11 protein-coding genes and 1 pseudogene are annotated in these 13,047 nt (G+C 71.8%); 3 read left to right on the top strand and 9 right to left on the bottom strand.

Annotated features, from left to right (window positions below; genetic code table 11):
• The first annotated feature begins 2 nt into the window (after positions 1-2).
• Both ABT116_RS04685 and ABT116_RS04680 read left to right on the top strand, forming a co-directional pair.
• A complete protein-coding gene (locus tag ABT116_RS04685) occupies positions 3-224 on the top strand; it encodes a hypothetical protein (RefSeq protein ID WP_351627751.1) in 222 nt (73 codons plus the stop codon).
• Positions 225-288: 64 nt separating this feature from the next.
• Positions 289-1,491 carry a TerD family protein gene (locus tag ABT116_RS04680; protein ID WP_351627850.1) on the top strand — a complete coding sequence of 401 codons (1,203 nt, stop codon included), beginning with the start codon at positions 289-291 and terminating at the stop codon, positions 1,489-1,491.
• Between the two features lie 57 nt (positions 1,492-1,548).
• Here the strand turns inward: ABT116_RS04680 and ABT116_RS04675 are convergent, their stop codons facing one another.
• The 9 genes and pseudogenes from ABT116_RS04675 to ABT116_RS04635 form a co-directional block, all read right to left on the bottom strand.
• Entirely contained in the window at positions 1,549-2,124 is a 576-nt protein-coding gene (locus ABT116_RS04675) for a TetR/AcrR family transcriptional regulator (RefSeq protein WP_351627748.1), read from the bottom strand.
• A 145-nt stretch (positions 2,125-2,269) separates the two neighbouring features.
• Entirely contained in the window at positions 2,270-3,295 is a 1,026-nt protein-coding gene (locus ABT116_RS04670; RefSeq protein WP_351627746.1) for a LacI family DNA-binding transcriptional regulator, read from the bottom strand.
• A gap of 332 nt (positions 3,296-3,627) precedes the next feature.
• A complete protein-coding gene (locus ABT116_RS04665) occupies positions 3,628-4,032 on the bottom strand; it encodes a VOC family protein (RefSeq protein ID WP_351627743.1) in 405 nt (134 codons plus the stop codon).
• Between the two features lie 81 nt (positions 4,033-4,113).
• Complete coding sequence (locus ABT116_RS04660) at positions 4,114-5,130, bottom strand: 1-aminocyclopropane-1-carboxylate deaminase (RefSeq protein WP_351627740.1); 1,017 nt, start codon at positions 5,128-5,130, stop codon at positions 4,114-4,116.
• Positions 5,131-5,159: 29 nt separating this feature from the next.
• Entirely contained in the window at positions 5,160-5,801 is a 642-nt protein-coding gene (locus tag ABT116_RS04655; protein ID WP_351627738.1) for a GntR family transcriptional regulator, read from the bottom strand.
• Between the two features lie 91 nt (positions 5,802-5,892).
• Positions 5,893-7,023: pseudogene (locus ABT116_RS04650) on the bottom strand (TROVE domain-containing protein); the annotation flags it as partial.
• A gap of 15 nt (positions 7,024-7,038) precedes the next feature.
• Positions 7,039-7,728 carry an HNH endonuclease gene (locus tag ABT116_RS04645; RefSeq protein WP_351627856.1) on the bottom strand — a complete coding sequence of 230 codons (690 nt, stop codon included), beginning with the start codon at positions 7,726-7,728 and terminating at the stop codon, positions 7,039-7,041.
• Positions 7,729-7,803: 75 nt separating this feature from the next.
• Entirely contained in the window at positions 7,804-9,249 is a 1,446-nt protein-coding gene (locus tag ABT116_RS04640; RefSeq protein WP_351627735.1) for an alkaline phosphatase PhoX, read from the bottom strand.
• A gap of 152 nt (positions 9,250-9,401) precedes the next feature.
• Positions 9,402-10,820, bottom strand: a complete 1,419-nt coding sequence (locus tag ABT116_RS04635; protein WP_351627732.1) for a hypothetical protein — start codon at positions 10,818-10,820, stop codon at positions 9,402-9,404.
• A gap of 313 nt (positions 10,821-11,133) precedes the next feature.
• Between ABT116_RS04635 and ABT116_RS04630 the strand changes: the two genes are divergently transcribed.
• Positions 11,134-12,963, top strand: coding sequence for a DUF8508 domain-containing protein (locus ABT116_RS04630; protein ID WP_351627730.1), 1,830 nt, complete (start codon positions 11,134-11,136; stop codon positions 12,961-12,963).
• The last annotated feature ends 84 nt before the right edge of the window (positions 12,964-13,047 follow it).

Raw genomic sequence — 13,047 nt, 5'->3', positions numbered from 1 at the left:
GCATGCCACGACCCCACGGTTTCACCTACGAGCAGCAGGCGGGCGGAACCGTCCGCATCAGCCACCACGGCCGCCCCGCCACCACCCTGAACGGCCCCCGGGCCGCGCAGTTCCTCGCCGAGGTCGAGGCTTCCGACCCCCAGCTGGTCATGGCCCGCTGGACCGGCAACTACAAGCGCGGCAACGAACGCACCGCCCGGGACCATCCCCGCAATCGCCGGTGACCCGATTGGCGCCAAGGTAAGGGAACGGCAAAACCGCCTCGCTCGTTCACCCGGCATGACAGCTATGACCCCCGGCTCGAACATCCCCCTGTCCGCCGCCCGCGTGACGGTGGACGTCGCCGCCCCGGTGCGGCTCGACGTATCGGGCCTGCTGCTCACCGCCGACGGCAAGGTGCGCTCCGACGACGACTTCATCTTCTACAACCAGCCGGCGGGACCGGGCGTGACGTACCGCTCGGGCGGCGGCAGTGCTCCCGACGCGATCGTGGTCGACACGGCGGCCCTCCCGCCCGGCATCGAGAAGATCGTCGTCACGGCCAGCCCGGACGCCGCGGGCCAGACCTTCCAGGGCATCGAGCCGACGGCCACGATCCGCAACGCGGACGACGGCTCCGTCCTGGCCTCGTTCACACCGCCGCAGCTCGGCAGCGAGACGGCTCTGGTGATCGTGGAGGTCTACCAGCGCAACGGCCAGTGGAAGGCCCGTGCCGTCGGCCAGGGATACGCCGACGGCCTCGCGGGCATCGCCACGGACTTCGGGGTCACGGTGGAGGAGCCGGCCGCGGCCGCCCCGCCCCAGCCGGTGACCCCGCCGCCGGCCCCGGTGCAGCCGCCCGTGGCCCCGCCGGTCGCCGCGCCCGTCGCTCCCCCCGCCCCCGCCACACCTCCCCCGCCCGCGCCCGGCGCCGGGAAGATCAACCTCGACAAGGGCCGCGTCAGCCTCCAGAAGAACCAGACGGTCTCCCTGATCAAGGGCGGCCGCCCCCTGCTCTCCCAGGTCAGGATGGGCCTCGGCTGGGAGCCGGCGTACCGCGGCAAGGACATCGACCTGGACGCCTCGGTCATCGCCTACGGGCCGCAGCGCAACCACATCGACAGCTGCTACTTCGGCAAGCTCCAGATCGTGGGCGGCGCCATCCGGCACTCCGGCGACAACCTCACGGGTGAGGGCGGCGGTGACGACGAGACGATCATGGTGGACCTCGGCCGCCTGCCCCAGGAGGTCACCGGCCTGGTCTTCACGGTGAACTCCTTCTCCGGCCAGAAGTTCACGGAGGTCGCCAAGGCCTACTGCCGCCTCCTGGACGGCACGACCGGCGAGGAACTGGTCCGCTTCGACCTCACCGGCGCCGAGCCCCAGACGGGCGTGCTGATGGCCAAGCTGATCCGCCAGTTCTCCGGCGAGTGGGAGATGACGGCCATGGGCGACTTCGTGAAGTCCCGCACGGTCAGGGGCATGGTGAAGCCGGCGGCACAAGCCCTGTAGCCCACCGCACCGGCCTCCGGGGACGCCCCCTCACCAGGGGGCGTCCGGCTCACCGCGTCAGCGGCGCCCCTCCCTCAGCCCCTCCGTCAGCAGCGTCAGGTACCGCCGGAGGTGCCGGCCCTCCCCGTCCGCCAGTTCCGACGCCGTCGCCATCCCGTGCGCCAGCCGCAGTACGTCGACCGGCTCGACGTCCGCCCGGAGTGTGCCCTCTTCCTGCGCCGCCCGGACCAGCCGCCCGGCCGCGACCTTGACCGCGTCGCCACAGGCCGGGGTCACGAGGGAGCCGGAGTCCGTGACGGCCGGTCCCAGCAGCGCCTTCAGCCCCCGCATCCGGATCATCCCGGCGCCCAGCTCGTACAGCCACTCCGTCAGCGCCTCACCCGGCGCCAGTTCGACCGCGAGCACACCGGCCCGGGCCGCGATCGCCTCGATCCGGTCCAGATAGGCGGCCTCCAGCAGCGCCTGCCGGGTCGGGAAGTGCCGGTACAGCGTGCCGGAGCCGACCCCGGCCCGCTTGGCGATGTCGTCCAGGGACGCACCCTCCCCGTGCTCGGCGAACGCCTCCACGGCGACCGTCAGCAACCGCTCGTAGTTGCGCCGGGCATCCGCCCGCATGGGCCTGACCTGCACCACGCGACCACTCCTCACCAGCCGGGGACTCTCTGCGCACCTTACCGAGAACGGCCCGAGCCCCCCGCCGCGACAGCGGGAAGGGACGGCACCACACGCCCCCACCCGTGCGGCGGCCGATCTGCCGAGAGGCGGGGCGTCCGGGACGTCAGGCGGAGTCGCGCACCACGAGTTCGGGTGTCACCCACGCGTCCGCGCCCCGCAGCGGCTCCTCGCCCGCGCGCAGCCGGGCCACCTGTTCCACGGCAAGCCGCCCGAGTCGCCGCTTGTCGATGTGCAGGGTGGTCAGGGCGGGCTCCACCAGCTCACCCAGGGAGAGGCCGTCGAAGCCCAGCACGGCCAGGTCGTCCGGGACGCTCCGGCCATGGCGGCGGGCGGTGCGCATCGCCCCGATCGCGATCAGGTCGTTGAAGCCGAACACCGCGGTGATCCCGGGCCGCGCTGTCAGCAGCCGCTCCATGCCCGACTCGCCGCCCGCCACACTGTGCTCGGGGCACACCACGACCCATCCCTCGTCGACGGGCAGGCCGAGCCGCCGAGCCTGCTTCAGGAAGGCCTGTCTGCGCGGACCGGGTCCATGCACCCCGTCCAGCATGCCGATCCTGCGGTGTCCCACGTGGAACAGATGGTTCATGCCCTGCTCGACACCGGCTGCGGCGTCGATGCCCACGGCCGCGAACCGGGTCTGCTGCGGGCCGCGCTCCAGCAGCACCAGCGGTACGCCTCCGAGGTGCCGGGTGAGTACGTCGTCCGGGTCCTTGAAGTAGCCCACGACCGCGTCCGCCTGGTGGGAGAGCACATCGAGCGCCTCCCGCTCCCGGGTCTCGTCGATCCGGGAGTCCCACACGACGACCTGCCAGCCTCGCTGCTCGGCCGCCTCCAGCACCCCGGCCGCCACTTCGGGAAAGAAGGGGTTGCGCAGATCCGGGATGACCAGGCCCGCCGTCACCGCGCCCTTTTGCACGAGTCCGCGCGCGAACCGGCTCGGCCGGTAGTCCAGGAGCCGCACCGCCTCCAGCACCCGCTCCTTGGTTCCGGGATCGATCTCACCCTTGTCGTTGACCGCCCGGGAGACCGTCTGGCGTGACACCCCGGCGAGGCGGGCGACGTCGTGGATAGTGGCCCGGCGCCGGCCACCGTCGGGCCGCTCAGCCCCCTGATTGTCCGTCCGCACGCTCAGCACTGTATCCGTCACTGGAACGGTCCTGGCAGGGGAAGCCGTACGGGTGCCCGACCCGAGAGGGACGACGCAAGGGCCGGCCGAACGCGAGCCCGCGGGCGACCCTCCACCGGCCCGCACCCGCGAACGGCGAGAAGGGGCCGTGTCGGGGGGTGTCCGCCCGCAGCGGTTGGCGCGTCAACACCAGTCAGTCGGTATGAAAGCCCATCGCGCCGTTCCGAGGACGGACACCCCCCGGCGCGGCCCCGCCCACCACCCACCGATGGCGGGCCCCAGGACACAGCCGCAGCCAGCGGATCACCCCGGCCCGGCACCCACCACCCCCGTCAGTCACCCAGCTCGGTGAACAGCGTCAACTGCAGCGCACCCGGCGCTTCGAGCCGGGAGTTCAGGGAGTTCCAGGGAGTGCGCGTCGGCTCGGCGACGACCTCCGCTCCGGCGGCCGCCAGCTTCGCCGTCGTGGCGGCGGAGTCGTCCACCTCGAAGGCGACCCGGACGTGCCCGGCGACCCGCCGCCCCACCTCGACCTCGTCGATGAACGCCGCGTGGTTCGGGTCGGTCAGCTCCAGGGTGGCCCGCCCGGCCTCCAGGATCGTGACCCGCCCGCCCTCCGAGGTGAAGGCGCCCCGCTCGGGCAGACCCAGCACGTCCCGGTAGAAGTGCAGCGCCGCGTCGTAGTCCTCGGCGGTGACCACGAGGCGGAGTTCGCGAACGGCTGGCTCGTCGGACATGACTGCTCCTCATCGGGTGTCGGTTGACCGCGACAACCCGACACCGGGCCGGATGATTCCCGCGGTCGGCCGGACCGGAGGTCAGAACAGCGCGCTGTACGCGTTCAGCGCCGGCTGCCCGCCCAGGTGGGCGTAGAGCACCGTGGCGTCGCGGCCGATCTCGCCGCTCGACACGAGGTCGATCATCCCGGCCATGGACTTGCCCTCGTAGACGGGGTCGGTGACCATCCCCTCCGTGCGGGCCGCGAGCCGCATCGCCGCCAGGGTGGGTTCGTCGGGGATGCCGTAGACGCCCGCGTGGTAGCGCTCGTCGAGTTCGACGTCCGCCTCGGTCAACTCCCGCCGGACGCCGATCAGCCGCCCGGTGCCGTGCGCGATCCGCGCGATCTGGGTGCGGGTCGCGGCCGGTTTCGCCGAGGCGTCGATGCCGAGCACGCGCCGGGGCCGCCCGCCCGCCTCCTCCAGTGCGGCGAACCCGGCGACCATGCCGGCCTGGGTCGACCCGGTCACCGAGCACACCACGACGGTGTCGAAGAAGATGCCGAGCTGCCGCTCCTGCTCGGCGACCTCGTACGCCCACCCGGCGAAGCCGAGCCCGCCGAGCGGGTGGTCGGAGGCGCCGGCCGGGATGGCGTACGGCTTCCCGCCGGCCTCCTCGACCTCCCTGAGCGCCTGCTCCCAGCTCTCTTTGAAGCCGATGCCGAACCCGGCCCGCACCAGCCGCACATCGGCCCCGGCAAGCCGGCTGATCAGGATGTTGCCGACCTTGTCGTACACCGCGTCGGGCCAGTCGACCCAACTCTCCTGGACCAGAACGCACTTGAGCCCGGCCCTGGCGGCGACGGCCGCGACCTGGCGGGTGTGGTTGGACTGCACGCCACCGATCGACACGAGGGTGTCGCAGCCCTGGGCGAGGGCGTCGGCGACCAGATACTCCAGTTTGCGGGTCTTGTTGCCGCCGTACGCGACACCGGAGTTGCAGTCCTCCCGCTTGGCCCAGAGGGACGCGCCGCCGAGGTGCGCCGTGAGCCGCTCCAAGGGGTGGACGGGCGAAGGCCCGAAGAGCAGGGGGTAACGCTCGTACGAGGAAAGGGACATGGGTCGTCCTCCCTGGGTGGGGGTCGGTCTCAGTCGGCGAGCTCCTCGAGCCCCCGCCAGATCTCCGCCGTGACGAGGACCGCGGCGGCCGTGTCACCGGCCGCGCAGGCCTCGATCAACCGCTCGTGCAGCCCGGCGGAGCGGCAGCTGCCGCCCTCGCCGAAGCGCCGCCGCTCCAGGCGGCGAATGAGCGGCGTGTAGCGGGCGACGGTCGCGGCGGCGGCGCGGTTGCCGCTCACCCGGACGAGGACGTCGTGCAGTTCGTCGTCGGCCCGCAGGGCCCCGTCCACGTCCCCGGAGCCCACAGCGGCGGCGAACCGCTCGTTGGCGGTACGCATCGCCGTGATGTCCGCGGCACCCAGCCGGGGCACGGCCACCCGCGTCACCAGCTCGTGCAGGGCGCCGACCACGGCGGCGGCGTCCCGCACGTCGGCGGCCACCAGCGGGGTCACCCGGGTGTAGCTCTGCGGCTTGCTCTCCAGCAGCCCGTCGTCCACCAGCCGGGAGAACGCCTCCCGCACCGGCGCCCGGGACAGCCCGAGCCGCTCCGCGAGGTCGGCGTCCCGCACCACCGCGCCGGGCTCGATCTCCCCGGCCACGATGGCGTCCCGGATCGCCGCGTACGCCCGGTCCCTGAGCAGGGTCCGGGGCACGGGCCGGATGGCTTCCATGAACTGAAATGTTAGATGTCAGTCGCAGCCCCCACAAGGGCGCGCACAGGACCGTGGCCCGCACTCCCCACGCGGTGCGGGCCACTGCCCCTCAGGCCGCCCAGGGCCAGTCGGCGTCCCGGGAGGCCTCGATCAGCGGAACCATCCGGAAAGCCGCGTCCGAGAGGCCCCCGAACGTGTGCCGGTTACCCGTGCCCGACGGGCCGTGACCCGCCCGGTATCCGGCGAGGTTCCAGGTGTAGACCGGCACGTCGGCCGGGATCTGCTCGGTCGGGTCGCCCCGGTGGTGGTGCGTGTACTGCTCGTCGGTGACGATCAGCACCCGGTCGTGCTTCTTGTAGTGCCGGCGCACCGCCTCCGTGGTGTCGGTGCCGCCCAGGTCGCCGAAGCGGCCGAGGACCTTGAGCACCGACTCGCCCCGGCGGAACGTCACACGGTTGCTCGCCGAGCCGAACTGGACCAGGTCCGCGCTCTCGGCCCGCAGGGCCAGCGCCGTACCGAAGATCGCCGCCGCGTCGGCCCGGTTGAGCTCGGAGCGGTCGGACAGCCGCGACCAGAACATCGAGCCCGACCGGTCGACGAGCACCAGCGTCCGGCCGGGCAGCGTCGGCACGTTGGCCAGCGAGTGGCCGAGCGCCCGCTCCAGCGCGTACGACCAGCGCAGCGACGGCGCATGCTGGTACGCGGCGAGGTACCGGAAGGGGAACTGCCGCGAGCGCGCGACCTCCGCCGGGTCGCCGATCCGCGCGGCGACCCGCTCGGCAACCTCGTCCGAGACGCCCGCCTCGTCGAAGTTCCGCAGGTTCCGCACGAGTGCCATGGTGCCCATGGAAGGGATCACGGCCTCCCAGGCCGCCTTGTCCATCGGACCCTGCAGCCAGCCCGCCAGCGCCTCCCAGGTCATCCCGGCCCCGGCCAGCCGCTCGGCACCGCCCTCGGCGGTCACGACCGCACGGCGTTCCTCGACGGGCAGCGCCATCAGCTCGCGGTGCGCGGTGAGGACGTGGTCCGACGCGGGCGGTACGGCGGTGTCCGGGTGGTGCCGGCGGTCGAGTGCGTAGTGGAACAGCTCGCCCTGCCACGGCTTGTCCGGGTCCGGGGCCGCGTGCACGAGGTTGAGGATGTCGCCGAAGCGGTAGCCCTTGGAGTCGGTGTCGTACTTCAGCAGCGCCTTGCCGTGGTAGAGGCGACGCACGGCATCCGTGACACCGCGCTTGGCTGGGGTGAGTGAGCGTCCCTACGTCGCACGTTCGCGGAGCCAGACCTCCTGGTACCGGCGGCTCTGCTTCTGACGCACAGGTTGCACCCTCGGGTTGTTGAGGTGTTGATAGTTCGGCGTCACCGCGTGGCAGTTCGGGCACAGCAGGCGGACGTCCGCCGGACGATTCCTGGTGCGGTCTCCGTCGACATGGTCGACATGCAAGGGCACACGACCGGACACCGGATTGACCTCGGCCCAACCACACATCTCGCAGCGCTGCCCCCGGAGCAGCACCAGGGCTTGGCGCACGCGCCAGTCCGGGCTGCCGTCCTCACGGGTGCCGCTGACCTCGCCCGCCTGCCACGCGGCAAGCCACCGTGCGAACGTGCCCGTCCGCTCATAACGGTCTTCGTTGAAGCACTCCCATGAGCAGTACGGCCCGTCGCAGCGGGGGCGGCGCTCCGTCGTCCCGCAACGGCGGCACGGCGCGGGCTCAGCACGACGCGCCTCTGCTTCCTGCCGGCGGGTCAGGTTGGCGCAGGCGCGGCTGCAGTGAACCGCGCCCTTGGTCAGGACACGACCGCCGCACTGAGGGCACACCGGCTTCGGCCTGCGCCGGGCCTGTGCCCGCTGCGTGGCGGTCCCGGCAAGGCTGCACCGATTACTGCAAAAGCGCTTGCCCTTCCCAGTCACCGGCACGCCGCACTGCTCACACGACTTGGACATGCGTGGACCGTATGTCCAGCAGCAGGGGGCGTCCGCCGAATAGGACGCCCCCACTCATACGGGTGACTCGGTGTTCTACCGCTTCTGCCGCTTCCAGGGCCCGGTGATGGCGAGCATGATGCCGGGCGTCTGGATGTTGGCGTAGAGGGTCCGCCCGTCGGGCGAGAAGGTGACTCCGGTGAACTCGCTGTACTCCGGCTCCTCCGCGGTGCCGATGTTCAGCTCGTTGCGGGCGATCGGGTAGGTGCGTCCGCTGTCGGTGGCGCCGAACAGGTGCTGTACCCCTTCCCCGTCCTCGGCGATGACGAGGCCGCCGTACGGGGAGACGGTGATGTTGTCGGGGCCGTCGAAGGCGCCGTCCTTCGACGGGTCGGGGTTCACGCCGAGCAGGACCTTGAGCGTCAGGGTGCGGCGCTTGGGGTCGTAGAACCAGACCTGGCCGTCGTGCTGGACGGGGCTCTCCTCACGGGCGTAGGAGGAGACGATGTAGGCGCCGCCGTCGCCCCACCACATGCCCTCCAGTTTGCGGGCGCGGGTGACCTGGTCGTCCTTGAACTGCTTGCGCACGGGCACCGTTCGGGCGTCGCGGTCGGGGACGTCCACCCAGTCGACGCCGTACACGGTGCCGATCTTCGTGGCGCGGGACAGGTCGTCGACGAACGTGCCGCCGGAGTCGAAGCACTTGGGAGCCTGGAGGACACCGGCGTCGTCGGCGAGCCGCCGGAACTTCCCGGGGCCGTACTCGAAGCCCTTGGGCGGGGTCCAGCGGAAGAAGAGGCCGTTGGGTCCTGCGGCGTCCTCGGTGAGGTAGGCATGGCCGCGCTTGGGGTCGATGACGACGGCCTCGTGGTCGTAGCGGCCGAAGAACTTCAGGGGCTTGGGGGCGCGGTTGGCGCGCCGGTCGCAGGGGTCGACCTCGAAGACGTAGCCGTGGTCCTTGGTCATGCCGTTGACGCCGGCCTTGTCGGAGTTCTCCTCGCAGGTGAGCCAGGTGCCCCAGGGGGTGCGGCCACCCGCGCAGTTGGTGGAGGTGCCGGCGATGCCTACCCACTCGGCGACGCGTCCGTCGGGACGTACCTCGACGACCGTGCAGCCGCCGGCCGCGGCCGGGTCGTAGACGAGGCCCTCGGTGAGCGGCACCGGGTGCTCCCATTTGGCGCGCGGGCCCTTCAGCTCGTGGTTGTTGACGAGCAGGGTGGTGCCGCGGGGGCCGTCGAAGGTGGCGGTGCCGTCGTGGTTGGAGGGTGTGAACTCGCCGGACTCCAGCCGGGTCTTGCCGCTGTACGTGATGATCTTGTACGCGAAGCCGGCGGGCAGGGCGAGGAGGCCCTCGGGGTCCGGGACGAGCGGCCCGTAGCCGACTGCGTGCCGGGCGTCCGCCGCCTCGTCCCCCGCGCTGACGGTGTCGTCGGACGCGAGGGCGTTCGGCGCGGTGGCGAGGGCGCCGACACTGCCCGCCAGCGCGACACCGGCACCGGTGATCGCGGAGTTCCTGGCGAAGTCCCTACGGGTGAGCGACATGGTGTCTCCTGTGACGGTGAGGATGCCGTGGGAGGTGGCGGACCTCGTTCGGCGAAACCGTCCCGCTCATCCATGAACGCCGGTTGAACACACCCTGGGGGCGCGGGGAACTGCGCGACAAGCCGAGACGGCGCCGCACTCACAAAACCGGATCAACCACCCTGCTGCGATCGCGCCTTGAACGCAGCCTTCCGCGCTTCCTTCGCCACCTTCTTGTCGGGATGCAACCGCCCCATCGCCTCCAGCACATCGGCGGTCGCCGGATGATCAACCCGCCACACGGCCTCGAAAAACCCACCGTGCTGCCGCGCGAGCCCTTCCACCAGCGCCCGCAGCTCCTCGGAGTTCCCCTCCGCGGCAAGCTGCGCGGCCACCGTGTCGATGGTCAGCCAGTACACCATCGCCTCGGACGGCGCGGGCACATCCACCGCACCGTGCTCGGTCAGCCACACCCGCGCGAGCCCGCCCAGCTCGGGGTCGTCGAGCACCTCCCGCAGCGCGGGCTCGGCCGAGGCCCCCACCAGCGACAAGGCCTGCTGACACCTCAGCCGCCGCAACGGCGCCCCGGCATCCGAACCCCGGGCCGCCGCCAGCAACTCCCGTGCCGCGGCCAGCGATTCCCGCCGCTGAAGCCACTGCTCGGTCTCGGCCTGCGCAGCTCCCGGCGGGAACTCGGCCGTGCCGTCGAGCAGCGCGTCCGCGCCCTTGTCGGCGAGGTCCCCGACGGCCGGCGCCTCGAACCCGGCTTCCAGCAGCCGCGCACGCATGCCGTACAGCCCGAGCGGGGTGAGCCGGACCATGCCGTACCGGGAGACGTCGGTGTCGTCGACGGGCGCCGCGGGCTCCTCGTCGGCGTCGGCCATGAGCGCCTCGTCCACGGGCCGGTAGACGACGAACCCCACCGGCTCCAGCATCCGGAACTGGTCGTCCAGCCGCATCATCGCGTCGGACACCTGCTCCAGGACGTCGTTGGTGGGCTCGCCCATGCCGCTGGGGACGATCACCGAGGCGGCCAGCGCGGGCAGCGGCACCGGGGCGCCGTCGGGCGCGTCGTCGCCGGCGGTCAGCAGATAGAGGTTGCCGAGGACGCCGTCGAGGAACTCGGCCTCGCCCTCGGGGTCCCAGTCGAGGGCCGAGAGGTCGACCTCGCCGTCCTCGGCCACGAGCCCGTCCAGGTCGGGCACGCTCGCGTCGGCGAGCACGGTCTCCAGCGCGGCGAGCCACACGGCGAGCACGTCCTGCGGCGAGCCGCCGGTGAGCAGGGCCAGGTCCGCACCGGCCGTCACGGTGCCCTGCTCCTCGTCGACGACCTCGACGAGCCCGGCGTCGACGGCGACCCGCCACGCCTCGCTCGCATCGGCGGCGGCGTCGTCCCCGCTCAGCCCGAGCGCCTCGACGGCCGCGGGCAGCTGCTCGTCGACGAGCCCTCCCCCGGCGTCGACGCGGGTGTCCGGACCGGCCCAGCGGGCGAGCCGGGCGGCCCGGGACAGCAACGGCGTGGACAGCGCGTCGCGCGCCAGTTCCGCTTCGGGGTGCAGCCGCACCGGCGGCAGGGGGGAGCGGTCCGACATCGGCTGTTTCTCCTAGCGCGCCTCAGGTGACTCAACCGCTCAGCCTAGACGGATTTCCACCCATGCCGCCCACTTCATCTCCCCGTCAGCCGCCGTACATGGCCGAAACCTTGACAAGTGCCGTGGCCAGGCTGGAGATTGACGCGCGTAGAAGTCGGCGGACACTTGTTCACCGGGCCGGCCCCACCAGGCCCACCCGTCCATCGCGGTCTACGCGCGTCACCGCATCCGCCCCACAGGTAGCGGCAGTCAGCCATTCCACATGTCTCCGCCCTCGTCCCGGCGCCCTGTCACGTCCCCGGAGGGAATCCCGTTGCCGAGCAAGTCGTCCGCGCGTCTCGCCGCGCTCACCGTCGCCGCCGCGTGTTCCGCGGCATCCACGATCGTCCTCACCAGCCCCGCGCACGCGGAGTCGGTCCGCATTCACGACATCCAGGGCAGCACCCGGATATCCCCGTACGCCGGGAAGCAGGTCACGGACGTGGCCGGAATCGTCACCGGCATCCGGACCTACGGCTCGTCCCGCGGCTTCTGGATCCAGGACCCGACCCCGGACGCCGACCCGGCGACCAGCGAGGGCGTCTTCGTCTTCACCAGCTCCGCCCCGAAGGGCGTCGCCGTCGGTGACGCCGTCACGGTCGGCGGCACGGTCACGGAGTACGTCCCCGGCGGAGCGACCTCCGGCAACCAGTCGGTGACGGAGATCACCAAGCCGACGACCACGGTCGTCTCCAGCGGCAACGCGCTGCCCGCCGCCACGGCGATCACCTCGCGCTCGGTGCCCGCCTCCTACGCGCCCGCCGGCGACACCGCCGCTAACGGCTCGGTCAACGCGCTCCCCCTCCAGCCCGCGAAGTACGCCCTGGATTACTACGAGGCGCTGGAGGGCATGTCCGTCCGGGTCGCCGACACCCGCGTGGTCGGTGCCACCGACCCGTACACTGAGCTCTGGGTGACGGTGAAGCCGCACGAGAACCGCAACCGCCACGGCGGGACGGTCTACGGCTCCTACGACGACCAGAACACGGGCCGCCTCCAGATCCAGTCCCTCGGCGCGACGGCGGACTTCCCGAAGGCCAACGTGGGCGACACCCTGACCGGCACCACCGCGGGCCCCCTGGACTACAACCAGTTCGGCGGCTACACGCTGGTCGCGAGCGAACTGGGCACGCTGAAGAGCGCGGGCCTGGAGCGCGAGACGACCCGCAAGCAGCGCTCCTCCGAGCTCGCGGTCGCCACGTACAACGTCGAGAACCTCGACCCGACCGACGACACCTTCGCCGCCCACGCCGCCGCGATCGTGCACAACCTGAAGTCGCCCGACATCGTGTCCCTGGAGGAGATCCAGGACAACAACGGCGCGAAGAACGACGGCACGGTCGCCGCCGACCAGACGCTGACCAAGCTGATCGACGCGATCGTCGCCGCGGGCGGCCCGAAGTACGACTGGCGCTCGATCGACCCGGCCGACGGTGCCGACGGCGGCGAGCCGGGCGGCAACATCCGCCAGGCCTTCCTGTTCAACCCGGAGCGCGTCTCCTTCACGGATCACCCCGGCGGCGACGCCACCACGGCCACCGCCGTGACGAAGATCCGCGGCAAGGCCCACCTCACCCTCAGCCCCGGCCGCATCGCCCCCGCCGACGAGGCCTGGAAGAGCAGCCGCAAGCCGCTGGCCGGCGAGTTCGTCTTCCGTGGCCGCACGGTCTTCGTGATCGCCAACCACTTCAACTCCAAGGGCGGCGACCAGGGCCTGACCGCCCAGTACCAGCCGCCGTCCCGCAGCTCCGAGACACAGCGCCACCGGCAGGCCACCCTGGTGAACGCCTTCGTCAAGGACATCCTCGACACCCAGAAGAACGCGGACGTCGTCACGCTGGGCGACATCAACGACTTCGAGTTCTCGCAGACCGCGAAGCTCCTCGAGGGCCGCGGCGAACTCTGGTCCGCGATCAAGTCGCTCCCCCGCAACGAGCGTTACTCATACGTCTACCAGGGCAACAGCCAGGTCCTCGACCAGATCCTGATCAGCCCGTCGATCCGCCGCGACTGCGACTTCGAGTACGACAGCGTGCACATCAACGCGGAGTTCAACGACCAGATCAGCGACCACGACCCACAGATCCTGCGTTTCCGCCCGTGACACCCCGTGGGACCGGCCGGTGCCCGGTGATCCGGAAGTGGTGTTCTGCGGCGATCTGGTCGAGGAGTCCGGCGAGCCCCAGGC

Source organism: Streptomyces sp. NPDC002130 (genome assembly GCF_040296465.1).
Classification (GTDB): domain Bacteria; phylum Actinomycetota; class Actinomycetes; order Streptomycetales; family Streptomycetaceae; genus Streptomyces.
This window is presented reverse-complemented; position numbering and strand designations above follow the sequence as displayed.